Genomic DNA, 26,971 nt, shown 5'->3' on the forward strand with positions numbered 1-26,971 from the left:
AAGGGAGGTATACGAGAGATGAAAAACTGAAGATCGTGTTCCTGCTCCTACACAATGCAGAATTTATTACAGTGTGCGGGCAAATTCAAATCAACTGGGTCGTAAAACTAAAAAAGGGCGATGCCTCGCCCTTTTTTAGTTTGTCGAACCTTGATAGAGATTCAGTTGAAATTTTAATCAGATTTTGCCCGTGCCATGACAAGGACGGTCTGCGGAGTTACATTCGCCGGGTTCGGCAAGTTGTCCGTCCGGTCCCAGACAACTCTGCGTAAACAGACACCAGAAATGCCCGTTCAATCCGTGGGGAATTTCCGGGTCGCGCGGCGCATCATAAAACATGGCTTTCCAACGCAGCATCGGGCATAGATGCGGATGGGATGTATCGTAACGTTCGGCTTCGGTTCTCATCGCATTCCTCCTTTCGCTGCCGCTAAGATAGCGCGCTTGACAGCAACTTTTGCCAGTTGAATTTTATAGCCGTTTTTACTTAATGCTTTGGCTTGTGCGACGGCGGCTTTGCCGGCAGCTTCGGCGCTCTCTTCGGTAATCGCCTGACCAACCAGCGCCTTTTCGGCATCCATTGACCGATAAGGCGTCGGCGCAACGTGACCGAGTACAATGCGCGCCGCTTTAACTTTGTTGCCGGTCATGGTTAATACCACCGAAGCCGTAGCAAGCGGCCAATCCAATGAATCTTTTTGACGAACTTCATAGGTCGCGCTCTTGGCTCCAGCCATCGGCGGCACGATGATGTCCGTGACCATTTCACCGGGCTTTAAATCATACTCGCGGTCGCCATCGGATTTCGGCGTGACAAAGAAATTTTCAAGCGCCACTTCGCGTTGTCCTTTTGCGCCGAAAATTCTGACTTTGGCATTCATCGCAATCAATGCCGGAGCCAGGCTCGAAGGATTGACGAACAAGGCTTCGCCATTGTTACCGAGAATCGCGTGATAACGATTGTCGCCGTTCGGAACCAGCGGTTCGCCTTTTTCATCCTTTGCCAAAATGCCGAATCCTGCGCGGTAATACCAGCAACGCGGACGTTGACAAAGCTCACCACCGACGGTTCCCATCGCCCGAAGTTGCGGACTGGCGATGCCTTCACCCGCTTGAGTGATGGCTTTGTATTCGCGCAGTTGCGGGCTATCCAATAATTCCTGAATGGTCACGATAGCGCCGATTCTCAGTCCGGCTTTCGCAGACCAACTGACGCCGCGAAGTTCCTTGATGTTTTTAATGTTTACCAGACGTTTCGGGGTGACGACGTAATCTTTCATTAAAGAAATCAAATCGGTGCCACCCGCGAGAACTTCTGCGTCAGCCCACGAATTGCCTAATAATTTGACTGCCTGTTCTTTTGTCGTCGGACTTGCGTATTCAAATGCGTTCACGAGCGACCTCCTTTCTCAAGCGCGGCAAGCACGCGGTCGGGTGTCAGTGGCAGATTGGGAACGCGCACCCCTATGGCGTTCGCCACCGCATTGCCAATGGCTGCGCCGGGCGAAACCGCAGGCGGTTCACCGATGCCTATCACGCCGCGCTCATCGTAACCTTTGCCGGTCATCAGATGGACTTCAAAATCGCCGATGTCACCGATGCCTGCAAGTTTGTAAAACTCCATATTCGGATTCAAGGCTTTTCCGGTTCGCGCATCCATCACCTTTTCTTCATACAATGCCCAGCAAACGCCCATAATGATTGCGCCGTTTACCTGACTTTCAGCGAGCTTGGCGTTGATTACCAAACCGACATCTTGCACGGCGACGATTTTATTGATTTTGACGATGCCGGTTTCAATATCGACCGTCACATCAGCCATCTGTACGCCGCCGACGCCTTGCGAAGTGAGTTGTCCGGGTCCGGGATTTTTGCCGCGAACCGTGAGCGGCGCGGCGCCCAACTTCTGACAGGCTTCTTTCCAACTCAGGCTTTTAGCGGGATTGCCTTTGACTTGAATTTTGCCGCCGACAGCTTCAAGGTCAGCCGGTTGTGCGCCAAGGGTTGGCGCGACTTTGGCAAAAATTTGATCAAGCGCATCAAGACAACCACGCCGTGTGGAAGCGGAGACGCCGCCGATGGTGGTGCTGCCGCCAGAGCCTCCGGACGCCGGATATTTGTTATCGCCGATGCTGATTTTGATAGCTTCGAGTGGTAAACCCAAAGTATCCCCGGCAACGATGGCAAGCGCCGTGCGCGTGCCGACACCTAAATCCTGGGTGCCCATTTTGACTTCGACAGAGCCATCCGGTTGAATCACGATGTCGCAATCGCTGGCGTGACCGCCCCCGCCCCAGGTGTGAATCGAAAGTCCGAGTCCGCGTTTGAGATAACCCGGAGTTTTATCGCCGCGCGGATGCCAGTTCTTTTTCCAGGCGATTTTTTCAGCGGCAATCACCAACTCCTCGGCATAAACATTCTGGCGGGTGCCGAGCAGATTTTTGTTTTTCAAAAAGAGATCAAGCGGGTCCATATTTAATTTTGCCGCCAGATCATCCAACGCGCTCATGGTCATATAACAAACCTGCGGATGGGTCGGCGCGCGCCAGGCTCTCTGGGGCCCGATGTTATTGACGATGCCGATGTTTTGTTTGCGTTGGTTGGGAATATCGACGATATAAGGCATCAAGGGATTGGGATTGCCTGAACCGCCGACGCCACCTGTGCCCCAAGATACCGATTCCCATGCGGTCAGTGTGCCGTCTTTTTTCGCGCCGATTTTAACTTTGGCATAAAGCGAAGGACGCCCACCGGCAACCATTAATTCAGCATCACGTTCAAGAAATATTTTGACCGGTTTACCGGCTTTTTTCGCCAGTTTCGCGGCTGCCACGTCCCAGGTATCGGGACCAAATTTGCTGCCGAAGCCGCCGCCAATATGGTCTTGTTGAACGCGCACATTGCCTGCGGGAATTTGCAACGGCGGCGCAATTTGCGCCGCAATATTGCTCACTGCTTGAGTTGAAATGAAAGAGGTCAAGTTATTGCCGTCCCATTCGGCAACCGAGCCATGCGGTTCCAGACAGCAATGGGTGATGACCGGCAAACCATATTCGCCTTCGTGAATGACTTCGGCTTCGGCAAACCCTTTATCGGGATCGCCCTTGGTGGTTGCCGCAGTCGGTCTGGCGCGGTCACCCGCATTATTCGGGTCGTTATCGACAACATAATGCGGCAGGATTTCATACTGAATTTTGATGGCGCGGATGGCATCTTCGGCGGTGGGTTCATCGATTGCTGCAACCGCCACGATATTTTCACCCGCCCATTGAATTTCAAAGCCCACGTTGTTGATGATTTGCACCGCCGCCACGCCTTTCATCTTTTCAGCCGCAGAGGTGTCAATGCTGACGATTTTCGCATGCGCGTGCGGCGAACGCAGAATTTTACCGAACAACATATTCGGGCGGTTGACATCGGAATTGTATTTGGCTCTGCCGGAAACTTTCGGCGGGCCGTCGACGCGGGAAATGCGTTTACCGATTAATGTGCGTTTTTCGGCATCAGGCCATTTATATTCAGCCATTGCGCTTTCCTCCTTTCTGCATTTGCGCTGCCTGCAATACGGCTGCGCGGACTCCTATGTAGGTTCCGCAACGGCAGAGATTGCCGCCCAGCCCTTTTTTCACCTGCTCAGGCGTCGGGTTCGGATTTTTATCCAAAAAAGCTTTACAAGCCATTACGAATCCCGGCGTGCAATAGCCGCACTGTTGCCCGTCGTTATCTACGAAAGCTTGTTGAATGGGATGTAATTTCTCGCCCTGCATCAATGATTCAACTGTGGTGATGGATTTGCCTTGCGCTTCGATGGCAAGCACGGTGCAGGAATAGACCGGTTTGCCGTCCATCATTACCGTGCACGCCCCACAGGTGGCGCGGTCACAAACCCGTTTTGCGCCGGTGATGTCCAGTTCGTTGCGTAAAGCTTCAAGCAAGGTGACGCGAGGTTCGACTTCAACTGTGCGCTTTTGCCCGTTGACCGTGAGCGAAACCGCAGATTTGGCTGGGCCAAATATTTTTACATCCTGTCCGTTGACCTTAACGATTCGATGTCCGACGACCAGCGGCACACCAAGCGAAATGCCCGATGCTTTTAAAAAGGTTCGTCGCGACACCGCCGCTTTCTCTTTATCTGATTTGTTTATTTCATCACTCATCAATAGCCTCCACGTTTAGGTGAGAAGGCAAAAGGTAAAAGGTAAAGGCAAAAACGATGGTTAGGAATTTGGTATCGCTCAGTATCCACCCCGTTACTTTCATCTGCCATTTACTTTTTACTTTTACCCGATTGAAAAGGTTGTGCTCTATGGCTTTTCGAGAGCTGGCTTCTCTCTGTATTCGAGCGGATTAAAACAGCAAGGGCAATCGCCAGGCCCCAAAGCCGTAATACTGCAAACGTCACAATAATAAAAAATGTCTATCAGTTTGCCATCACGAATGGTTTGAATGTTGGTAATTTCCAGAAAATTGTTGGCGCGTGGTTCACCGGTTATTTGTAAATCGAGTTTTCGCACGCGCGATTCTTTAAACATCGCGGTCAATAAATCATCGGCTGCAAACTTGAAAACTTTTTTATCCTTTGATACCAATTCATAAGTATGCGAACCCGTGCTACAGTCCCGGTTTTCGCTCAAACGCTGCCCTGATTCATCCAGACAATAAACTCGCCCCTGAGCGATAATTTTTTCAGTTTCGGATTCACTGGCAGGATTTTTCCCCTGCCCGAAGGCAATGGGAGAGAAGCAGGCGGTTAAGCAAGCCATCAGAAGGCAAATAAGAATTGGTGTGTGCCGCTTCATTGTGAAGATGCTCAAAGGAAATTTTGCTCATTCGATGAATGAGTAATTCCACTGGTGTTGCCTGACAATATTTTAAAAATAAATACTCAACTGGAAGTGGCAACATAGCACAATCACTTTTTGCTTCGCAATCAAAGTGGCTACAGGTGACCGATTCAAAGGAAGGGTGGAAAACCGCTTCGCTGATTTTATTTCTCAAGCGGTTCGCGCGCCGTTATGGCACACAGTCTCCGGTAAGACTTATCAAGCTTTTGGATACGCATCTGCAAAGCGAATTGGCGCAAGGGGTGGCAACCAGACACTCGGAACCTATTGGCGCTATGGATACGCAAACACAACCATCTGTAACAACTGTACAACCCGAAGCCGCCGCCACGGCTGACGGGATAATCAACGAGGTGATTAAAGGAAGCAATGCCAAAGACCCGATGCCGACTTTTTTAATGACGGCTCTCCTGGACAACTGGTTAATCGAGTGGGGCAGGTCGAGATAATTTTCAAAGAGGTGCGTGTTCTGTAGTTGCTTAATCGCCAATTCCACCAGATAACGGGCTGAAGGCAGATTGCCTGCCTTTTCCAATTCTTGAATGATTTCGGCAATGGTGCGGGAACCATCACACCGTTGCCAGACCCAAGCGGATGTTTTGTTCAGGCAGTACGCTTTATGGTAGTGCAAATCATAAATCAGGATTTCATCAGCCAACTCTTTAATAACTAAATCCTTGGTTCGTGTTTTGGGAAACTTTTGGGATTCTTGCATGACACTTATTCCCCCTGCGTTGTGGAGATTTACTAAAATAATTTCGGTTAATTAGCCAAACGGGGGTAACGATAAGGGGCGGAAACTCTGGTTTGAACGAGTCAGTTCATTTTGATAATGGTGTGGAAGGGATTGGGGAGTGACCAAAAAAATTTGACAATCAACCTCTATGACCACCAAGCGGAGATGTCAATAATTCAAACCCGCATTGAAAAGTGGGTACAAACCGGCTTGCCGTGAAAGTGATTTTGACTGGTCGGCTTGTTAGAAGCAAATGTCTTCATGTTAAAATCGTCGATAACCGACGACGGTTGACAGCGATAAAAACCATTTTCACCCAAAGAGGAAAAGCTTTTGAGCGCAGAGCGTTTGGCAGTCCCCATCTCTTCACACCTTTTCGATGAAGTAGTCAATAAATTATGGGATGTTGTAATTGTTGGCGCAGGTCCCGCCGGGTCTATCGCGGCTCTCCACCTTGCCCGAAACGGACGCCAGGTTTTATTACTCGATAAAGAAGATTTTCCCAGAGACAAGATTTGCGGTGACGGGTTGATTGCCGATTCACTGGCGGCATTGAAAAGAGCCGATTTATTTGACCAGATACAGGCGCACGGCTATCAAACATCGCTTGGCAAGGTTTATAGTCCGTCGCGTTACAGCTTCGAGGTAATCGGGCAATTCATTACTTTGAAACGCTTCATCCTTGATGAACTGATTATGAGAAAAGCTGTAGCCTCCGGCGCGCGATTTATTAAATGCAAAGTCAGGGATATTGCGGTTCTTGCTGATCAATCGCTGGCGCTTGCGGTCGAAGGTTACCAAACGGCGATCTCCGCGAAAATCGTTTTGATTGCAACCGGGGCAAATGTCGAATTGCCGGCAAAATTGGGATTGGTGAGGTGCGCCAATCCGAGCGCGGTTGCGTTAAGAAGTTATGTGCGCTCTAAATTTACCTTAGACCATCTGGTGATTTCCTATGACCGGTCGATTGCGCCCGGTTATGCCTGGATTTTTCCGCTTGGCAACGGCGAATTTAACATCGGTTGCGGCATTACCTATGACCAAACCAATGGCAAGCGACCGAATTTAAGAGCGGTGTTTAAACAATTCATCGAGAATTTTCCCCTCGCCCACCAGATTATGGAACAGGTTGAGGCGCAAACGCCGCTTCGTGGCGCAATGTTGAGGTGTGGGTTGACGGGAACTTCAGCGAAAGGGAAAGGGAATATTCTGGTCATTGGAGAGAGTATCGGCTCCACTTTCCCGTTTACCGGTGAAGGTATCGGCAAAGCCATGGAAACCGGAGAGATTGCTGCACAAATCGTCAATGAGGCGTTTAATCAATCGGATTTTGCTGCATTAGATAAATTTCCTGCACGTGTTGAACAAGAATTAAAACCAAAATTTTTCGGCTATCAAATCGCACAGGATTGGTTTTCCAAACCGTGGTTGAATGATTTTGTGACACGTAGAATAAATAAAAGCCGGTTTTTACAGGAAGGACTTGCCGGAATGGTTAATGAAACCGTTGACCCGGGAAAAATATTTTCAATCGGCGGCATCCTGCGATCTTTTTTCGGGTGATAAGTCATCAAAAAGTGGGTGCATCAAAGAAAAATTTATTACAAAATTATTGTGGGATAGACGATAATCGAATCTTATGGTAATTTGGAAATCCCAAGAAAATTTTTTCGAGCACAAGTAATCTCCGTGAAAGTCAGGAAAAAATATTAAAGCGGTTGATTGGCTTGAAGTGTCGTGTACATCAAGTTTCCACTGCCCCTACTTTCAGTATTAAAAAAGTAAAAGAGAGGATAAGGAAGTATAATGATCCTGTCGAAATATCGAACTCCCCGAAGCATATCCTGCTTCATCGCCATCATCATCAGCCTTGCACTCACCACGGCGTTTCCCACACACACCGAAGCCAAAAGTCGAAAATCAGGCAAATCATCTGCCCAGTCATCAAAAAGCAAACGTGGGAGTGTGAGTCGTAGCCGAACCGCTAAAGGCTCGAAAAGTCGTGGTCGAAAAGCGGTTGCGCGTTCACGTGGCGGCAAAAGCAATGTTCGCGTCGCCCGTGTAAGAGTTCGCGGACGTAATGGCAAAATGGTTTGGAAACGGGTTTATGTCGCTCAACGACCGCGATATGTTTCCCAACCCGCAAGCGCCACCACCATCGGAAGACATGGAACCGGCGTTCACAATTTTTTAGCCGAGTCCTGGAAAGAGGCGCAACTGAATCCGCCCGGTTCAACCGGAAGCGCGACGCCTGTGGTAACGACTTCAGGTATTGCCGATGCGGATGCGGCTAAAGCCTCACCCTCGCTTACCCAAACCAATGGTGCCAATCAAATCATCACCGGTCAAAACGGCGAAGGTGAAGCATACGCCAATCCGCTGGTTGGCGCGTATGCGACAAGTTTGATGGCGCGGGGATTTTCGCCCGACAATCAAGGGTTTATCGTCACCACGATGGATGGCGAAGTGCTTGCCGAACACAATGCCGACCGCTTGTTTAATCCGGCATCGGTTACGAAAATCGCCACCTCGCTTGCCGCTATCGCCAAAGTCGGCCCGCATTTTCAATATCGCACCAATCTTTACACCGACGGCGGATTAGACCCGACGACCGGCACCCTGAAAGGCTCGCTCTATGTCATCGGGTGCAGTGACCCGGCATTCTTCTATGAAAATGCCATGCTTATTGCCGACCAGTTGAATCGCGCAGGCATTCACACCGTCGAAGGCAACCTGGTCGTTTTAGGACAATTCTATTTCAACTTTTCGGCAAATCGTGATGCTTCCGCTAAGGCGCTTCGCAATGCCTGGAATCCCACCGCGTGGAATGCCACTGCCAAAGCCGCATACTCGCATTTTCTTTCCATGCGACCGATTGATAGTCAAAACACCACAACCTTGCAGCAACCGGCGTTGACAATTATGGGCGATACCATCACTGACCCGGCGGTGAATACCTCGAATTTGAAATTGCTCGCCACTCACACTTCACTGCCGTTGATTCGTGTGCTCAAAGGGTTGAATGATTTCTCGAATAACTGGATGGCGACGATGATTGGCAATCTGGTTGGCGGACCCGATGCCGTGCAACGTATTTTGCAACAGGAAGTCGGATTCACTGCCGAAGATTTGAACATCGCCAGCGCCTCGGGTTTAGGCTCGAATCAAATTTCGCCACGCGGAACCATCAAAATGATGCGGAAACTGGCGACTTATCTCGCCAAATACAACCTCGGTTTTGAAGATATTTTACCAGTTGCGGGAATCGATGCCGGAACCCTGCAACGCCGTTTTGACGAGCAGTTTCGCGGTTCGGTGGTCGGCAAAACCGGCACGTTGAGCGGCGTGAGCGCGCTGGCAGGTGTGATGTACACCCGGTCAAAAGGCGCGCTGCTGTTTGTCATTTATAATCGCGGCGGTTCGGTTTATTCATTCCGCAACGCGCAGGATGAAACCATTAAAAAAATCATTACGCTTTATGGCGGTCCGGTGTCTGTGAAATTTTCGCCGCCGCTGAATCCGAGTGTAAATGAAAAAAATCAGGACGCCGGGCAAGCCAATCAGATGAAACAAAAGTAGTCAAATCACCAATGACTTTACGCAATACTTGAAAAGGGAGCATCATTGTCGCTCCCTTTTTTAATTGCGAATTCGCAGTCAGGAAAACCTATGAAAAGAAAATTCTCACAGATACTCGCTCTCGGTTTATCGCTTTTATTTACCGCGCAAATTTTATTTGCTCAGGATGGCAGCGTCTGGGCAAGCAAAAAAAATGGCTGGCTGCTGCTCACGGAAACACAGCGCAAAGAGGTTTTTGAGTTTGCCGAAAAGTATAAAAATTATTTGCGGGTTTCACGCACCGCTTATACTTCCGCTAAAGATGTGATGCGTCAGGCTAAAGCCGCGGGGTTCATGGAATTTACCGACGCAGCGCAGGTCAAACCCGGCGCCCGTTTAATCTTTCATTCGCATGACCGCGCGGTGATTCTCGCGGTTGTCGGCACCGAACCCATCAGTAATGGCTCAAGAGTTGTAGCCACCCATCACGACAGCCCACATCTTGATTTAAAAGGGCGACCGATTATTTCGGCAGCGGGCGGCACCTATGCGTTATTTAAAACCGTGCCCTATGGCGGCATTAAAAAATATCAGTGGGCGAATTTGCCGCTGGCGCTTGTTGGACGCATTGATACAACCGACGGACGAACCATTGAAATATCCATCGGACTTAAACCCGAAGACCCGGTATTCGTTTTACCCGACAGCGCGCCACATTCCGATACCGAACTTCGCAATCGAACTTACACCAATGTATTTGCAGGCGAAGAGATGAATCCAGTAGTGGGGAGCATGCCGGGCGCTAGCAGTTCAGTGCTTGGCGAAACGCTTCGCCAGTTGATGACCACTTATAATTTTAAGGAAGAGGATTTCGTCAGCGCCGAACTGGCATTGGTGCCTGCGACACAGCCGATGGATGTAGGCATTGATAGAGGGTTGATTGGCGCTTATGGACAGGACGACCGCTTGTCTTCGTATTGCGCGGCGCGCGCGGTGATGGATTTAAAAGGCACGCCACCATTTACCGCAATGGCTTATCTGTCGAATTTTGAAGAGGTCGGTTCAAGTAACAATTCCGGCGCAGCTTCACAATTTTTAAATAACACCTATGCGCAACTCATCGCCGCCGAGCGCGGGACTATGTATAGTGATTTGGATTTGCGCAAGGCATTAACCAAAGCCTTTGTGGTATCTGCCGATACCAATGATGGGGTCAATCCGATTTTTCCCAACACCAGCGAAGCGTCGAATGCGGCGCGGCTCGGCTTTGGCGCGACGATTAAACTCTATCGCGGCGGTTTCAATGCAAATTCGGAATTTACCGCGAAAATTCGGGCGATTCTCGATAAAAACGCGATTCCGTGGCAAACCCAGACGCCGAAAGTTGACGTCGGCGGTGGCGGCACGATTGGCAGTTTCATGTCCAACCAGAATATGCAGGTGATTGATATGGGAGTGCCGCTACTTTCCATGCACGCGACCTATGAAATGTCTTCAAAGGTTGATGTGTGGAATTTTTATCGCTTCATGTCGGCGTTTTATCAACAGTAGGTCTGGTATTTTTTGGATGAGAGTTGTTCTCAGACCGGCTCTCATTAGATATTCATATAAAGTGGTTGACGGTTGAAGGCTATGTAGAGTCAACGGGTTTTTCAAAATCGGACTGACTGAGTTCGCGCATCACCGCGAGATTTTCTTCGTCACCACGAACTTGATCAACGGGCGTTTCTAAAATGAATGGCAGTTGACGAAACTTGGGATGATGGGTGATGCGACGAAAGGCTTCGAGTCCGATATGCCCAAGACCAATGTGTTGATGTCGGTCCACACGCGAACCGAGCGGGGCTTTGGAATCGTTGCAGTGAAGCAGTTTTAAACGGTCAAATCCGAAAGTGTTTTTGATTTGTGTGACCGTCTGTTGAAACCCTTTGGCGCAGGCGATGTCGTAGCCAGCGGCAAAAGTATGAGCCGTATCCAGGCAAACACCGACAGGGATTTCATCAACCATACCGGCAACCAAATCCGCCACCTGCTCGAATGTGCAACCGATGGACGAGCCTTGCCCGGCGGTGTTTTCAATCAGAATAGTGAGACCGTTCATTTTGACTTTGCGTGTGGCTTCGCGAATCGAGTTAATGGCGGTTTGAATGCCCGCGTCAGTCGAAGCCGTTTTTGAACTGCCCGGATGAACGACAAGGTAGTCAGCGCCGATTGCAATGCCGCGCAACACCTCTTGCCTGAAGGCTTCACGCGAACGACGAAGGTTCACTTCATCCTGGGCTGCGAGATTGATTAAATAGACCGCATGGATGGCGAGAACTGATAATCCGGCTTTTTCTCTCGCATTCTTGAATTCGTGAATTTCTTCTTTTAAAAGCGGGCGCTCCTGCCAACCGCGCGGGTTGTGCGCGAAAATTTGAAAGCAATCGCAAGCTTTTTCGACAGCGCGTTCAACGGCTTTCGGTAAACCTCCGGCAATTGATGTATGCACTCCAAACTTGGGTGAATAATTATTTTTCATTGCCAGTCAACATAAGAGGGAATTGCCCGGGCTGTAAAGCCGATTCATTTCACGATAAACTAACGCCGCTATGAAAAGCGACCCGGTAAAACTCGAAATATTTAAATCTCTCTATTCATCGGTAGCCGAAGAGATGGGCATCTCGCTTAGGCGCTCGGCATTTTCACCGAATATCAAAGAACGCCGCGACTATTCCTGCGCGGTATTCAATCAAGATGGCGTGTTAATCGCGCAAGGCGACCATATGCCCGTGCATTTGGGGTCGATGCCGATGTCCGTGAAAGCTGCGCTTGAAACGATTAAATTTTCGCCCGGTGATGTCGTTGTCTTAAATGACCCGTATGCAGGCGGCACGCACCTCCCGGATGTGACAATGGTTGCTGCGGTGTTTGCCGAAAGCAAAAGGCAAAAGGCAAAAGGCAAAAGGCAGCCTGAATCACCACGTCACCTCATCGCCTCTTCACCTCTTCATCCGCTTTTCTATGTTGCCAATCGCGCGCATCACGCGGACATCGGCGGCGCAACGCCCGGTTCGATGGGACGCGCTGATGAAATTTATCAGGAGGGGTTACGGATTCCTCCGGTGCGATTGATGATTGATGGAAAGATAAACGACGATGTGATGCGTTTGATTGCTGCCAATGTCCGCATACCGGAAGAACGCGAAGGCGATTTAACCGCGCAACTCGGAGCTATCGTCACAGGGCAAACCCGCCTATTGGAGATTGTCGAACGTTATGGATTCAAGGAAGCGAATTTCTTTGCGTCGCGGTTGGTGGATTACACGGCGGAGATGATGCGGCGGGTGATTCGCGAATTGCCCGATGGCGTTTATGAGGCGGAGGATTTTTTAGATGATGATGGCTACGGCGATAACCCGGTTCGCATAAAGGTTAAAATCACCATTCAAGGTGAGCGGGCAACCGTGGATTTCACTGGAAGCGCCTCGCAGGTTCGGGGCCCGATTAATGCGGTTGAAGCGATAACCGTGTCGGGCGTTTATTATGTTTTTCGCTGTTTGATTCCGATAGATGTACCGGCGAGTTGGGGGATATTGGAACCGATTGAGGTGATTGCGCCAATGGGGACGATTGTCAATGCCTGTCCGCCTGCGCCGGTGGCGGGTGGAAATGTCGAAACGTCGCAACGCATCGTTGATACGTTGTTGCTGGCTTTGTCGAAAGCCTCACGGAAAGTTCCTGCGGCAAGTCAGGGAACGATGAATAATTTAACCATCGGCGGCATTGATGAACGCGCGAACAAACCGTTTGCTTATTATGAAACGGTTGCGGGCGGGATGGGTGGGCGCGATGGATTCGTTGGCTTGGATGCGATTCATACGCACATGACCAATTCATTGAATACGCCTGCCGAAGCGATGGAATATGCTTACCCGATGCGCGTGAAAAAATATGCGATTAGAAAACATTCGGGCGGCGAAGGTGAATTTCAGGGCGGCGATGGGGTTGTGCGCGAATTGGAACTACTCACCGACGCGCAGGTGACGATTCTTTCTGACCGGCGGAAAACCAAACCTTATGGACTGAACGGCGGAAACCCTGGCAAGGCTGGCAGGACGTTGTTAATTACCAAAAAAGGCGAGCGGGAATTAGCAGGCAAAGATTCGGTTTTTGCTAAAAAAGGTGACCTCGTGCGGGTCGAATCACCCGGCGGAGGTGGTTATGGAAAACGGAGAAAGCGTCAGTGAAGCCAATCCGTTGTATGCTCGTGTGCTACGAGTTATTTGGGGAGTCTTATTTTTTTGGTTAGCATTAGCTGCTATTTGGATTCTCTATTGTTTAATCTGGTGGATAAATGATTCTGCTAATCCAGGTCGTTATGAAATAGCAATCATTGCCGCAATCATTCTATTTTATTCTTCACCGGCAGCCATTGGTGTGCTTATAACAGGATTGTTACCTAAGACTGGGTTATCAACCAAATGGCGTATAAGAGGCATCGCCCTTTTACTTTTTTGCATAAGCACTTTCATGTTGCTGGACTACTTACAAGTGAAATACCGATAGCGTATTGAAGTTTGAATTCTTTAAATCTCTACTCATTCTGATTTTTCCGTTTTGGCGGGTGATAATATTTTCGCCCTTTTAACTGTTCGGGCAAACATTCCATGTCTTCGGCGCGTCCCGATTCAAAATCATGCGCATACTGATAATTCCGTCCATAGCCTAAGCTTTTCATCAATCCGGTCGGCGCATTTCTCAAATGCAAAGGCACGGGATATTGCTCGGTTTCAATGGCATCTTTTTGCGCGGCTTTCCAGGCGGCAACGACCGCATTCGATTTCGGCGCAGTAGCTAAATAAATCGTCGCCTGGGTGAGCGCAAGCCGCGCTTCCGGCAATCCGACAAAGCGCACCGCTTGCATGGCAGCGACAGCTTGAACCAGAGCTTGCGGGTCGGCAAGCCCGATGTCTTCCGATGCGAGAATGACGAGGCGACGCGCAATGAACATCGGGTCTTCGCCGCCTTCAATCATGCGCGCCAGCCAATACATCGCTGCATCGGGGTCGGAATTGCGAATGGATTTGATGAAAGCTGAAATCAAATTGAAATGCTCTTCGCCGGTTTTATCGTATTTCAACGCCGCGCGTTGCAGGGCTTCGCGTAAAACTTCTTCAGTGACCACACGCTTTTCCAATTCACCTTTTTCTGCAACTGAAACCGCGAGTTCCAAGGTATTCAAAGCGACACGCGCATCCCCCGATGCATAAACCGCAATGGAATGCAGCAACTCATCTGAAATTTCCACGCTTTCAACAATGCCGCGAGTTTTATCATTTAAGGCATTCTTTAAAATCGTCACCAAATCTTCAGCGCTCAGAGCTTCAAGCACGAAAACCTTTGAACGGGAAAGCAGCGCCGAGATAACTTCAAATGAAGGGTTTTCCGTGGTCGCGCCGATTAAAATAATGGTGCCGTTTTCAACATAAGGCAGAAAGGCATCCTGTTGTGCTTTGTTGAAGCGATGAATCTCATCTACGAAAAGCACAGTACGGCGATTGAGTTTTTTTCGATAAGTGGCAGCTTCCGCCATGACATCTTTGACTTCTTTGATGCCTGAAGTCACGCCGGAAAAGGGAATGAACCGTGCAGCGGTTTTTTCTGCGATGATGCGCGCCAGCGTGGTTTTTCCAGCGCCCGGTGGTCCCCAGAGAATGATGGATTGTAAACGGTCTTCGTCGATTATGCGGCGAAGGGCGCGACCTTCACCGACGATTTTTCGTTGACCGGTGAATTCATCGAAGGATTTCGGACGCATACGGTCAGCGAGGGGTCGGGAAAAATCCAGGTCTGATGGTGATTGATTTTTCTGCGGATCTTCAAAAAGATTGCCGGATTGCTCGCTAATTGGATTGTTTGTTTTCGCCATTTTCTTTTGCGCAAAAAATGATGGCAAAGGATTTTAAAAAGCGCAAAGGATTTGTCTGGCAAAAAAATGGGCAGCTTATCGAAGCTGCCCTTGTGAATGTGTTGAGAGTGGATGGATAAAAGTTAGAAAGCCGAAATCTTCACGTAAAAACCTAAAAAATTTCAAGCAACTCTTTCCGCCGGTTTGTATAACAAGCTTTGTGCCAAAGCTTAAAAGGCTTTAAATCTCCCTGAACAGGGAATTCATGCCGGTAATTATTTACTTTTTTAATTCGCTGATATTTTCTCTGTTCGAGCAAGATGTTGAAATGACTGAATGGATAGGCAAATTGACCGAATCTCACCAATTTATCGCAGAAAACCTGTGAAACCGGCAGTGAAAACCGTTTTTATGGCACTGATTGACAAGAGAGAATTTGGTTTGTTAGCCTGTCTGTTTAGAAAATGGGCTTCATTGGCTTCTGCGTGTGACCGAACCTCACGGAGTTAATGTGATACGACATCGAATCCTGGCATCGCTGATTCTATTCTTTCTTTTAATCGGCACCGCTTGTATTAAACGCATTACGGTTCCAGAGACTTTGCCGACCAATGAACCGGTAGAGGTCGCGGAATTGGTGAACCGCATTAATGCGTTTAATCAAATTGACACCCTCGCAGCGCAAGGTGGCATCAAAGTCACCAATTATTTCACCGATAAAGAAAACAAGGCAGATGAACTGCCGGGCGGCGATCAACTCATCAGATTCAAAAAACCGGAAAATATTTTATTAAAAGTCAAAGCCCCGATTATCGGTAAGCAGGTTGCCGATATGGCAACTGATGGAAAAAAGTTTTCTCTGGCGATTTTTTATCCGGGCAGTAAACGGCAATTTATTTACGGAACCAATCCGAAACAATTTAAAAAAATGACGGCTAAAGATTTGACCGACCCGCGACTCAAAGAAGCCGGTGGTCTGGTCAATATGCGTCCGCAACATATCACCGACGCTTTTAAAATGTTGCCCTTCGATCAAGGCTTCGACCTGTTTCGTGAAGAAGTAACTCAGGAAGAACCCGATACCCGACCCGGCAGAAAAGGGAAAAGGGTTTATCGCAATTACTATGTGTTATATCTCATCGAACGAAAAAATGGTGGGACTACCAATATGGCGGTACTGCGGAGAAAATTCTGGTTTGATCGAACGATAAGCAATACGCCTTTAACCCGCGTTCAAGTATTTGAAAATGACGGCGAACTTGCCAGCGATATTTATTATCTCGAATGGTTCAAGGTAGAAAATTCCGATAAGATGTGTCCCGGTCGAATTGTTGTAGATCGCCGCGATGATGGCTATAAACTTGAATTGACCTTTGAAAAAGATTCCACCGAAATCAATGGCGAAATTCCCGATAAAGCGTTTGAGTTACAGAACCTTGAAAAATTACCCGAAACCAATCTGGATGAACCACGTAAACCACAACCCGCTTCGCCAAAGAAAAACTCAAAACCTTAGCGCCGGAGAGATGAAAAGATGGACAATTTGATTGTTGAAAATATTAAACATCGTCCCCTGCGAACGGCTATCAGTATCATCGGGGTCGCGCTGGGAGTGATTTTAATTGTACTGATGGTCGGGTTGGCGCACGGAATGACCGATGACAGCAATCAACGGCAGTCCAATGTCGATGCCGAAATCCGGTTTATGCCCGAAGAATTCGGCAGTTCGGCACAGGCAAATCCGTTGATTATGCCGGCGCGTTATGCCGAAGTGATTATGAAAGGGGTGCAGCCAACCACAGAAGACCCCGACATCCAACCGCGCCCGCCAATCGCAGGCGTGATTTCCAGCACACCCATCGGCGAATTGTTGCAATCAACCGAAGGCGGCATCGGTTACGGGTTGGTCGATGGAATTGATTATGCAAGTTTTGCCAAAACCACGACCATCAATTTGCTCGCCGGTCGCCCGCTCGGTGATGGGAAAACGCCGGGCGCAGAATATGAAGCTATCGTTGACCGCTTTTATTCCGAGCACAATACGGATGTGAACGGTGAAGCCATTGGAGTCGGCAGTAAAATATCTGCGCTTGGTCATGAATTCACCGTTGTGGGGATTTACGAACCTTCGATGCTGGCAAGAATCAAAATTCCGCTCTACACCATGCAACAACTCACCGGCGGCGCGGAAAATTGCACCTTCGTTTTGGTACGCACTGAAAAACCCGAACTCGCAAAACAGGTGAAAGCCGATTTGGAGAAAACCTATCCGGGGCACCGGGCGATTTTAACCAGCGAATTGCCTGCATTGTTCTCGCAGAATTTACGATTGATTCAAGCCTTTTTAAATGTCGTCATCTGGCTGGCAATCATCATCAGCACTCTGGTGATTTTGCTGGCGATGTACACGACCATCATCGAACGCACGCGAGAAATCGGCATACTGAAAAGTCTGGGAGCCTCCAAACCGTTCATTGTTTACACTATCGAAAAAGAGGCTGCATTAATCAGCGCGCTTGGTGTAGCATTAGGCTTTACAATTGCGCTCGTTGGAAAATATTTCATTGAAAAAAATACGACGTTGATTATCGAAATTGAATTTGTGTGGTTGGTCATTGCAGCAATCATTGGTTTAGCCTGCGGCATTGTTGGCGCGTTGTATCCGGCGATTCGCGCCGCCAATCTCGACCCCATTGATGCATTAAGTTTTGAATAAATGGAATTCAGTACGAGGATTTCGAGAGCATATTTATTTATGATTTCCTGAATCCTGAACCCTGAATCCTGAATCCTGAAAATCATGAAACCAGTTCTTGAAACGACAGATTTGAAAATGGTCTATCACGTCGGCAAAGTGGATGTGCCGGCTTTGCGCGGCGTAAACATTACGGTAAATCCCGGCGAATATGTCGCCATTGTTGGTCCCTCGGGTTGTGGGAAGTCTACCCTGTTGCATGTTATTGGCGGAATGTTGCAACCCACTTCGGGGCGTCTGATGATTGATGGCGAGGATGTAACCAAAATGACCGATGCCGAGCGCACCGATTTACGTCGAAGAAAAATCGGGTTTGTATTTCAACGGTTCAATCTCTTTCCAACGCTTTCAGCGGAAGGCAACTTAAAACTGGCTGAACGAATCTACGCTAAAAATGGTGGAAATCCTGAAAGACGACACGAAGTTTTAAAGTTGCTGGGACTTGAAAATAAAATGCATCACAAACCCTTGGAACTATCGGGCGGGGAACAACAGCGTGTAGCGATTGCCCGCGCCATTATTAACAATCCTGCAATCCTGCTTGCTGATGAACCGACGGGAAACCTCGATAGCGAGAACTCGCAGGTCGTTTTAAATATGATGAAAAATCTCAATCAGGCAATGAAACAGACGATTGTGATGATTACACATAACCCGGAAGCTGCCGCCCAGGCGGATCGAATTATTGAAATGCGCGATGGACATGTGGTGTAGTTGAGAAAAAACGGGGTGAATGATGGGAATAATCGGGACAATTTTAAAAAAAACCTTTTTTTGGAATTATGACCGGGGCAGTTGGCAATATGACGTGTTGTGCGGGTTGATTCTGGCGTTTATCTTTTTTGGCCCCAACTATATTTTCCATAGCGCGGACGGGGCGAACTCCGCGCCGACTTTTATCAAGCGTGAAGATGTCGGGGATATTGCCCCCGAAAATCTTGAAAAGGTGATTAGCGAACATATCTCGAAAAAATTCAATCGCAAAGTGGTTGCCTCACAGATTGAATTGATGAGAGATGAAACCGGAAATATCAAAGGGTATCTGGTTAAAGAGATTAAACAATAATATTCAGGTTGCCTATAGACCGATATGATTATTTAAATTTTGAGGAGAATTTTAAAAAAATGAGAATGAAGTTCTTTTTATCAGTGGTTATTTTATTGGCGATGGTTTCCATATCCGCATCAGCCGTTCCTTCATTTAATGGCGTCGAGCAAATTTTAGCCAATATGCAAAATGCCGCAAAAAACATTAAAACATTGCAAGCCAATATCAGTCAGGTGACACGCCATACACAAATTGGCGGACCCGCTTCAAAATATAATGGCACAGTGATTTTTCAACGAGGGGCGTCGGCTGGTCGCGAAAAAGCGATTGTGAAATATACCAATGGGCAGCAGGTTGCGGTGGTCGGTGATTCTATCGTCGTTGCTCAGCCCAATATTAAACAGGAAATTCATGCTTCCAGAGCGAAACTCGCATCTGAAAATGACAGCTACTCATTTATTGCCGTGCCTTTCGCATCGACCGACTCACTCAAAGCCAAGTTTGATATTAGCTATTCCAGAGATGAAGGCAATAGCGCGGTTTTGGAATTAACCCCCAAAGTTCCTAATATTCAAAGAGCCACCATCTGGGTTGATAAAGGTTCGTGGATGCCTGTGAAATTTAAAACCTTTGAGAAGAATGGCGATGAAACGCTTTTCACGTTGAGTGGAATTCAAACCGGAATCAGGGTTGATGGCAACACCTTCAAAGTCAGTTGCCCGGGGTGTAAAGTAACCGGGAAATAGGTCAGCTATTTTTTAATCAAAAGCGGGCAAGTGTAGAAAGCTTGCCCGCTTCGCGTTTGGAAAAAAGACATGGCTGAAACGTCTAAAAGTTTAATTCCAGACCGTCCGTTAAACAAAATTGAGATTTATCGGGAGATGAAACGACGGCTGGAGGCTGGCAATAAAGCGGTGATGGCGACCATCATCAAAACCAAAGGGTCTACCCCGCAAAAGGTTGGCGCAAAACTGGTGGTCTTCGATGACGGTTCATTTATCGGCACGGTTGGCGGCGGATGCGTCGAAGCCGATATTTATGCCGAAGCCAAAGAGGTTATGCGAACCGGGAAGTCCGGGGTTTTTCACTTCAATCTTGCAGGTGATGTTGCCGCCGACGAAGGCATGGTTTGCGGCGGTAATATGGATGTCATGATAGAAGTCTGGACGCTTGACGATTAACTGATATTTTCTTCGGTCAACCCGATATGCGTTTGCCCGATGCCTTTGTGATAAGTTTCTTCAATCAATTTGGTCATATCTTCCCCGTTCATCGGTCTTGATAAGAGGTATCCTTGAACATAATCGCACTTCATCCCGGTCAGTTGTAAAATCTGCTCTTTGGTTTCAACGCCTTCGGCGATCACGTCTAAACCGAGATTATTGGCAAGCGTTAGAATGGTGCTGACGATTTCACAATTCTTGGGCATGTTCATACGGGTGACAAATGAGCGGTCAATCTTTAACGTGTCAATCGGGAATCTGTGCAAATAGCTGAGCGAAGAATAGCCGGTTCCGAAATCATCCAGCGATATTTTTACTCCCAGCTTTTTCAATTGATTGATGACTTCGGTTGCCAGGTCGATATTTTCGATAATCGCGCTCTCGGTAATTTCAATTTTCAAGGTGCTGGGGTCAATGGCGGATTCCAGAATGATTTGTTGGATGATGTTGATCAGGTTCACATCGGAAAATTGTTTGGCTGATAAATTGACGCTCATGCAAAGCGGCGTATCATTTTGAAACCGTTCCTGCCAGAATTTTAACTGTTTACAAGCCTCGCGAATAACCCATTGACCGATTTTTATCACCAAGCCGGTTTCTTCGGCGATAGGAATGAATTTAAGCGGCGAAATGAATCCGTGTCCCGGATGATTCCAGCGAATTAAGGCTTCAAATCCGGTAATCTTCCAGCAGTCGAGCGAGATAATCGGTTGGTAATGTAACTCGAATTCGTTATGCGCCAACGCCCTGCGTAAATCCACTTCGAGCTGGACTTTTGCGGACTCTTTTTCCTGCATATCCAGGTCAAATAACTCGAAGCCGCCGCGACCCCGTTCTTTGGCGCGATACATCGCAGTGTCGGCGTTGCGAAGAAAATCTTCGGGAGAGTTAATCGGTATCAGGCTATGCGAAATGCCGATGCTCGCCGAGATAAAGACCTCGCTGCCGCCGAGGTCAAAAGGCAAAGCCAGTTCCTGTTGAACGCGCATGGCTGTATGTGTGGCATCGGTGATGTTGTTGATATTTTCGAGAATGACCGCAAATTCATCACCGCCGAGGCGCGCCACAATATCGCCCGGACGGACGGATTTTTCCAATCGCCTGGCTAATTTGGACAGCAGCAGGTCTCCGAGTTGATGACCGAGGGAATCGTTGACGACTTTGAAACGATCCAAATCCAGAAATAAAATCGCAAAATGATAGTCTTCCTGTTGCTGAGTTCGAGTCAACGAACGTTTCAATTTATTCATGAACAAGGTGCGGTTTGGAAGCCCGGTCAGCGCATCGTGAAATGCGTTATGCAAGAGTTGCTGTTCAATCTCTTTTTGTTCGGTGACATCGGTCATTGACCCCGCCATGCGATAAAGCCCTTTGGTGTTATCCCAAAGCGCCATCCCTCTGCAAATGACCCAACGGTAATTGCCATTGCTATGGCGTACGCGATGTTCACTTTGAAATTGCGGGGTCAAGCCAAGCAGATGTCCGGTTACGTCGGATTCGACCATCTCTATATCATCGGGATGGATGCGCCCGAACCACTCATCAGGTTTGGTGTCAATTTCATGAGGTTGAAAACCGAGAATCGCTTTCCAACGATTACAGAAAGAGATTTGATTGGAACCCAAATCCCAATCCCACAATCCATCATTGCTGCTGTTGACCACCAGGGAATAAATTTCTCCTTTGTCAGAAAGCGACTCAATCTGTTCTTCTTTTTGACTGCTTAAATTTTCAAGCTGATTTTTCAGTACCTCAAGTTCCTCTTTTTCCCGCTCGACCTTTCTTAACAATTCAGAATTTCTATTCAAACGGAATTCCATTCTGGTAATGGTCTCGGCGGCATTTTGCAACTCGTTCTCTTTACCATCTAATTCAATATGCGAAGCGATTGCCCCAACCAGAGCTTGCACTGTCACCCGACTGATTGTCGGCAGTTTCTTGGGAACCTTATCCAGTACGGTTACTCTACCGATAATCTGTCCATCGCGAGTGCGCATCGGCATTGAAATCAGGAAACGAATTCCTGACTGGTTGAAGGGAACCTGAGTTGATAAAAAAGGGTCTATTAAAGTATCCGAAATTTCTAAGAACTGATCAGTTAAAATCGCTTGAGAAAATATGCTATCTTCGTGCTGATGCCAGAAATGCGCCTCTCCAATATAGTTTTGATGCACCAGTTTGCCGTCTTTTTTCAAACTGACGATGATATTTGAAGCGGCACAAATTTGAGAAATGATGAAAGCCGGTTGGTAAATTTGTTGATTAATAGCCACAGGATTGCCGGGATGAATAACTGGCACAGGCTCTGATGTTTCGTTGTTTAACGGAGCGATCACTCCCTGATTTGGAGGATCAACTGCCGATTTGCCAATCAGGTTTTTGGGGTCGTTGATGGTCATACTATCAATCGGTATATAGTTTGGATTCACGTCGTAGGAATCACTGAAAAACCGTTGTGAGGATTCCTCACTGCAATCTACCTGCGATGTCGTAAAATTAACTCCGCCCATAACCCCCTGGTTCGTTTAAGCTTCAAATAGAACCGGCAAAATTCGCGATTAGCCGGGTAGAGATTGCGAGCCTAAACCTGCAACACGGTTATTCAAACTGCTGCCGGTTTAGCCATTCCCCTTTATACATTTAAAGCAACAGAATGATTATGTGAGCTTTCCCAAATTGAGGTGCTTGGTCAGCAATCGGGAAAGGAAAGATTTAATATTTATTAGAATTGTTCGGATTAAACCGTTAATATTGTGGGGACAATATCTTACAGGTTGAAGTCTACTGAGGATATAATAGCCTGGTCAAGACATTTTTTCTTAGCGTGGAATGGTGTTTTATTCGGTGGGACAATAAGAACACATCCCAGACAACATACAAGTAGGTGCTAGCTCAAAAGCAACTTTAATGGAAATATGATAACGATATGATGAATCAACGTGTGCTAATCGTCGATGATGAAGAGTCGGCGCGACAGGGTTTAAAGGAATTGGTCAGCAGTTGGGGGTACGAAGCCGAAATGGCTGCAGATGGTCGAGAAGCCTTAGACCGGATGGAGGAATTTCTCCCTACGGTGGTTATCTCGGATGTGATTATGCCCAATCTTGATGGCTTTCAACTCTTACATCATGTCAAAGAAACCTATCCCGAAACCTCGGTTATTTTACTCACCGGTCAGGCATCAATTGATGCGGCGATTCGTTCGGTAAAAGATGAAGGGGCATTTTATTATTTTGAAAAACCCATTGATATGCGCCGCCTGCAACTGGTTTTAAAGAAAGCCGCAGAATATGGCGGAACGCGCCGCGAAAATGAAATTTTGCGGCGGCAACTCCGCGAATATGGCGCTTTCGGGGATTTGGTTGGCAATTCCGATGCGATGCGCGAAGTCTATTATTTGATTGAACAGGTCGCGCCCAGTTCGGTGTCGGTTTTAATCACCGGGGAATCCGGCACCGGCAAGGAGATGGTGGCGCGAACCATTCATAAATTGAGTCAGCGCGTCGGACAACCGTTCGTCGCCATCAATTGCGCTGCGGTTCCCGAAACCTTGATGGAGTCGGAATTGTTCGGTCACGAACGCGGCGCGTTTACCGGAGCCGCAGAACGCCGCATCGGTTGTTTTGAACTGGCAAATGGCGGCACCTTGTTGCTCGATGAAATTGCCGAGATGCCATTTCTCTTGCAGGCAAAATTATTGCGGGTTCTCGAAGACCGCAAGGTTCGCAGACTGGGCGGCGCAAAAGAAATCAGTGTCGATGTCAGGGTGATTGCGGCTACCAATAAAGACCCGTTCAAAGCGGTTCAATCCAACACCCTCAGAGAAGATTTGCTTTACAGATTAAACGTCATCAACATTCACCTGCCGCCTTTGCGCGACCGTGTTGATGATGTGCCGATGCTCGCTCAACACATGGTTGATGAGATGAGCCGGCGACATAACAAATCGGCGCAGTTGATTAAACCCGAAGCGATGGATGTTCTAACCGGATATAAATGGCCCGGAAATGTTCGCGAACTGAGAAACGTCATTGAACGCGCGGTGATTATCTGTAAAGGGGATTACATTGAAAAAAGCCATTTGCCGCAACATATCGTCAGCCCCGATGCCGAACCGGTTACCGATTTTGTGATGATTCCTGTAGGGATGCCGCTTGATGATGTTGAACGCAAGGTGATTCTCAGTACCCTGGCGCGAACCGATTACAATAAAACGCGAACCGCCGAGACCTTAAAAATCAGTTTGAAAACGTTGCACAACAAATTAAAAGCGTATAAAGTCGCAAATGAAGAACAATTAGATTAGCGTTACTAAAAAATGAAAACTTGACCTCACCGAGTTTTTACGATCTTTCAGATTAGCTGAGGCCCATGATAGGACAATCGGTTGAGGAAACGGTGCCTGCACAAAGATCGAAAAAATTCGCCCCCCTTTCTTTGCAGGAATATAAACAGCTTTGCGCGTACATTGAAGAGCAACCTGCTACGGAAAGTGAATTGGTTGATGCGCTCAGCCAGTTGCAGGAATTTCCAGCAATCACCTGGGTTGCCATTTATATTGGGATTCTCGACAGGTTTTTAGAGGAACCCTTTTGGGATGTACCGCAAATTCATCTGGTAAGAGATGCAATTGATGAATGGCTCTCTTGTCCATGTGATTTTCATTTACAACAGGCTGTTTGGGTTTGTCGTAATAACATAGAAATTTTCAATGATGATAAAATTTCGTATGTCGGGCAGGTCATTACCACCAATCTTGCAACCCTGTTCAATGACAAAGGACAGGTTAATCCGTTGATGGATGCAACCTCACTTTTTGAGGTTTTATCTTTTATTGACACTCAATCGGTTTGGCAATCCATTGTTACTCGGTTGCGATGTTTAGAGTTTATGGATGTAGTTATCGAACAACCTTCACCGGAAGAGGCTGCTAAGGAAACCCCAAAAAGAGAAGGCAGTTCCTTCTCGGTTGCCGCTATGGTTGGCAGGTCCCGCCCCAATCAAATTTTGCCGAGATTCGGCGTGCGCGCCCGACAAATCGCCCTGCTCACCTTATTTGTCGCCGTTATCACCCTGATTATCACCGTGGCAAATATCGCCAGCATGACCAAGGTGATCATTAATCGCAACTATAAAGAAGCCGAACAACTGGCGAATCAAATTAAAGCGGCGATTCAACAAGACCTGAATCGAAACTCCCTGAATGATTTCGGCGACCCTTATGCCATGCTTGCCGGAGAAAACACCAGTACACGTGGCTTGATGGTTTCTACCTTAATCAACACCAGACCCATTGCCTACCTTTACCTGACGGATAATGAAGGGCGATTTATCAATGATGTCGAAGGTCGAGATGCCCTGCTAATTAACGCCCATGCAATTGGCGACGCCAATGAAGTGCGACCGGATTTATCCGGTTTTGTGAAAGAAAATGCTTATCAGCAATTAATTCACGTTTTCGGCAAACAACCAATTTATCAATTCAACAAGCCGGTAACCGTGGACAACCCCAATACCGGTGAACCATTTGATTTGGGGCTATTGCATATCGGCGTTTCTTCGCTCCAGATTCGGAATGAATTATTTGAACCGATTAAAACCAATTTATTAATCGGACTGTTGGCGATTGTCGCCACCGGAATTATTGCGACGATTTCGGCAAACACCTTACTACGCCCGCTTGAAGTGATTTCCAGCAGTATCGAAAAACTCGGGTCACAGGAAAATCCCAGCGAGGATTTTCACGCGAAAAATATGCCGCACGATGATGTCGTTACAGGGGTGACCGCGCGGTTGAAACAATTGGGCGCAAGGCTTGCCGGAGAACGCGAAGAATTGGAAATCATGCGCGGGCGATTGCGCCAGGTGGTCAATCACCTGGAAGACCGCTTGATTTTGATTAATCGTGAAGGTCGGGTGATTTTGGCAAGCCCTGATGCCGAGCGTTTATTGGGCGTAAAAGATGTCGAACTCACGGGATTGCCGATTGATGAATCATTAGGCGCGCGTCACCCGTTGGTCGGTTTAGTTGAACGCTCTCTGAATGAACGGCGTTCGATTGCCCGAACTACCATTAAAGCCCCGGACGATCCGGCACAGCGACAGGTTCTGGCTTCCGTGCAATATATCGAAGATGCGGGAAGTCCGGTTGGCGTGCTCGTGGGGCTTCGTGATTATGAGTCTTATCAGAAATTTGAATCGCAATGGGATTTATCGAAAAAGTTAGCCGATTTGGGGCGCATCACTTCGGGCATTGCCCACGAAGTGAAGAACCCGCTCAATGCGATGGTCATTCATTTAGAAATTCTGCGCTCCAAAATTGAAACCGGAACTCACGATACCAAACCGCAGTTGGAAATTCTCGATTCGGAAATCAAGCGGCTGGATAGGGTCGTGCAAACCTTTTTGAATTTCACCCGCCCGGTTGAAATCCGCCTCGAACCGCTCGATATTAATCTCATCATTAATCAGGTGGTGGCGCTTGCTTCAATGGAAGCCGCCGAAAGAGGCGTCACCATCAATAAACAACTTTCACCGGGAAAATTAATGATCAAAGGCGATTCGGATTTACTGAAACAAGCGATGCTCAATGTAATTTTGAATGGCTGTCAGGCGATGCCCAAGGGCGGGCTGCTGGAAATTAAAACCCTGCCCTATGATGAAGAGAAGGTCTGCATTCTGGTAAAAGACCGTGGGATTGGCATACCGGTTGAAGCGCGTGAACGCATCTTTAATCTCTACTACACCACCAAACAGGGCGGAACCGGCATCGGCTTGGCACAGGCTTTCCGGGCAATTCAGTTGCACAACGGCACCATCAGTTTCGACAGTGAAGTCGGAAAAGGCACGACCTTTGAAATCATTCTCCCTTCATTGGAATAGTTTACCGGTAAACCGTTAATCGGTTTGCAATTTTG

Annotated in this window: 22 protein-coding genes and 1 pseudogene; 14 read left to right on the forward strand and 9 right to left on the reverse strand. The window is 47.9% G+C overall.

Features of this window, described 5'->3' with window-relative positions; genetic code table 11:
- Positions 1–177: 177 nt before the first annotated feature.
- The 5 genes from AB1757_14765 to AB1757_14785 all read right to left on the reverse strand — a co-directional run bounded on the left by AB1757_14765 (position 178) and on the right by AB1757_14785 (position 4,763).
- Positions 178–408, reverse strand: a complete 231-nt coding sequence (locus AB1757_14765; GenBank protein MEW6128299.1) for a hypothetical protein — start codon at positions 406–408, stop codon at positions 178–180.
- Positions 405–1,394, reverse strand: a complete 990-nt coding sequence (locus AB1757_14770; protein ID MEW6128300.1) for an FAD binding domain-containing protein — start codon at positions 1,392–1,394, stop codon at positions 405–407. The genes AB1757_14765 and AB1757_14770 overlap by 4 nt, the downstream gene beginning before the upstream one ends.
- Complete coding sequence (locus tag AB1757_14775) at positions 1,391–3,526, reverse strand: xanthine dehydrogenase family protein molybdopterin-binding subunit (protein MEW6128301.1); 2,136 nt, start codon at positions 3,524–3,526, stop codon at positions 1,391–1,393. The genes AB1757_14770 and AB1757_14775 overlap by 4 nt, the downstream gene beginning before the upstream one ends.
- On the reverse strand, positions 3,519–4,157 hold the full coding sequence (locus tag AB1757_14780) for a (2Fe-2S)-binding protein (protein ID MEW6128302.1): 639 nt from the start codon (positions 4,155–4,157) through the stop codon (positions 3,519–3,521). Before AB1757_14780 ends, AB1757_14775 begins: the two co-directional genes overlap by 8 nt.
- A 147-nt stretch (positions 4,158–4,304) precedes the next feature.
- Positions 4,305–4,763, reverse strand: a complete 459-nt coding sequence (locus tag AB1757_14785; protein ID MEW6128303.1) for a hypothetical protein — start codon at positions 4,761–4,763, stop codon at positions 4,305–4,307.
- 182 nt (positions 4,764–4,945) lie between these two features.
- Between AB1757_14785 and AB1757_14790 the strand changes: the two genes are divergently transcribed.
- Positions 4,946–5,293 (forward strand): hypothetical protein, encoded by a 348-nt coding sequence (locus AB1757_14790; protein MEW6128304.1) that lies wholly within the window; start codon positions 4,946–4,948, stop codon positions 5,291–5,293.
- 86 nt (positions 5,294–5,379) lie between these two features.
- On the opposite strand, the pseudogene AB1757_14795 reads toward AB1757_14790, so the two are convergent.
- Positions 5,380–5,559: pseudogene (locus AB1757_14795) on the reverse strand (PqqD family protein).
- A gap of 354 nt (positions 5,560–5,913) precedes the next feature.
- Here AB1757_14795 and AB1757_14800 point away from each other — a divergent pair.
- From AB1757_14800 to AB1757_14810, 3 genes are all read left to right on the forward strand, one after another.
- Complete coding sequence (locus tag AB1757_14800) at positions 5,914–7,143, forward strand: geranylgeranyl reductase family protein (protein ID MEW6128305.1); 1,230 nt, start codon at positions 5,914–5,916, stop codon at positions 7,141–7,143.
- A gap of 243 nt (positions 7,144–7,386) precedes the next feature.
- The gene (locus AB1757_14805) at positions 7,387–9,159 is read left to right on the forward strand and encodes a D-alanyl-D-alanine carboxypeptidase (GenBank protein ID MEW6128306.1); all 1,773 of its coding nucleotides are present in this window, start codon (positions 7,387–7,389) and stop codon (positions 9,157–9,159) included.
- Between the two features lie 90 nt (positions 9,160–9,249).
- The gene (locus AB1757_14810) at positions 9,250–10,689 is read left to right on the forward strand and encodes a peptidase M18 (GenBank protein MEW6128307.1); all 1,440 of its coding nucleotides are present in this window, start codon (positions 9,250–9,252) and stop codon (positions 10,687–10,689) included.
- A 79-nt stretch (positions 10,690–10,768) separates the two neighbouring features.
- Here the strand turns inward: AB1757_14810 and AB1757_14815 are convergent, their stop codons facing one another.
- Positions 10,769–11,659, reverse strand: coding sequence for a deoxyribonuclease IV (locus AB1757_14815; GenBank protein ID MEW6128308.1), 891 nt, complete (start codon positions 11,657–11,659; stop codon positions 10,769–10,771).
- Between the two features lie 70 nt (positions 11,660–11,729).
- On the opposite strand from AB1757_14815, the gene AB1757_14820 reads away from it, so the two are divergent.
- Together AB1757_14820 and AB1757_14825 are read left to right on the forward strand one after the other, a co-directional pair.
- On the forward strand, positions 11,730–13,367 hold the full coding sequence (locus tag AB1757_14820; GenBank protein ID MEW6128309.1) for a hydantoinase B/oxoprolinase family protein: 1,638 nt from the start codon (positions 11,730–11,732) through the stop codon (positions 13,365–13,367).
- The gene (locus AB1757_14825) at positions 13,342–13,686 is read left to right on the forward strand and encodes a hypothetical protein (GenBank protein ID MEW6128310.1); all 345 of its coding nucleotides are present in this window, start codon (positions 13,342–13,344) and stop codon (positions 13,684–13,686) included. Before AB1757_14820 ends, AB1757_14825 begins: the two co-directional genes overlap by 26 nt.
- Before the next feature lie 28 nt (positions 13,687–13,714).
- On the opposite strand, the gene AB1757_14830 is transcribed toward AB1757_14825, so the two are convergent.
- Positions 13,715–14,938 (reverse strand): replication-associated recombination protein A, encoded by a 1,224-nt coding sequence (locus tag AB1757_14830; GenBank protein ID MEW6128311.1) that lies wholly within the window; start codon positions 14,936–14,938, stop codon positions 13,715–13,717.
- A gap of 601 nt (positions 14,939–15,539) precedes the next feature.
- Between AB1757_14830 and AB1757_14835 the strand changes: the two genes are divergently transcribed.
- The 6 genes from AB1757_14835 to AB1757_14860 all read left to right on the forward strand — a co-directional run bounded on the left by AB1757_14835 (position 15,540) and on the right by AB1757_14860 (position 20,012).
- Positions 15,540–16,544, forward strand: coding sequence for a hypothetical protein (locus AB1757_14835; GenBank protein ID MEW6128312.1), 1,005 nt, complete (start codon positions 15,540–15,542; stop codon positions 16,542–16,544).
- Between the two features lie 18 nt (positions 16,545–16,562).
- Entirely contained in the window at positions 16,563–17,744 is a 1,182-nt protein-coding gene (locus AB1757_14840) for an FtsX-like permease family protein (protein ID MEW6128313.1), read from the forward strand.
- A gap of 84 nt (positions 17,745–17,828) precedes the next feature.
- Entirely contained in the window at positions 17,829–18,497 is a 669-nt protein-coding gene (locus AB1757_14845; GenBank protein ID MEW6128314.1) for an ABC transporter ATP-binding protein, read from the forward strand.
- A 19-nt stretch (positions 18,498–18,516) separates the two neighbouring features.
- Positions 18,517–18,849 carry a hypothetical protein gene (locus tag AB1757_14850; protein MEW6128315.1) on the forward strand — a complete coding sequence of 111 codons (333 nt, stop codon included), beginning with the start codon at positions 18,517–18,519 and terminating at the stop codon, positions 18,847–18,849.
- Positions 18,850–18,908: 59 nt separating this feature from the next.
- Positions 18,909–19,577: an outer membrane lipoprotein carrier protein LolA gene (locus tag AB1757_14855; protein MEW6128316.1), complete on the forward strand. Its 669-nt coding sequence runs from the start codon at positions 18,909–18,911 to the stop codon at positions 19,575–19,577.
- A gap of 69 nt (positions 19,578–19,646) precedes the next feature.
- On the forward strand, positions 19,647–20,012 hold the full coding sequence (locus tag AB1757_14860) for an XdhC family protein (protein MEW6128317.1): 366 nt from the start codon (positions 19,647–19,649) through the stop codon (positions 20,010–20,012).
- Here AB1757_14860 and AB1757_14865 read toward each other — a convergent pair.
- A complete protein-coding gene (locus tag AB1757_14865) occupies positions 20,009–22,453 on the reverse strand; it encodes an EAL domain-containing protein (protein MEW6128318.1) in 2,445 nt (814 codons plus the stop codon). The two genes, AB1757_14860 and AB1757_14865, sit on opposite strands and share 4 nt — an antisense overlap.
- Positions 22,454–22,980: 527 nt before the next feature.
- Here AB1757_14865 and AB1757_14870 point away from each other — a divergent pair.
- Complete coding sequence (locus AB1757_14870) at positions 22,981–24,360, forward strand: sigma-54 dependent transcriptional regulator (GenBank protein MEW6128319.1); 1,380 nt, start codon at positions 22,981–22,983, stop codon at positions 24,358–24,360.
- A gap of 92 nt (positions 24,361–24,452) precedes the next feature.
- Entirely contained in the window at positions 24,453–26,936 is a 2,484-nt protein-coding gene (locus tag AB1757_14875; protein MEW6128320.1) for an ATP-binding protein, read from the forward strand.
- Positions 26,937–26,971: the final 35 nt, after the last annotated feature.

The organism is Acidobacteriota bacterium, from assembly GCA_040754075.1.
Classification (GTDB): Bacteria; Acidobacteriota; Blastocatellia; order UBA7656; family UBA7656; genus JBFMDH01.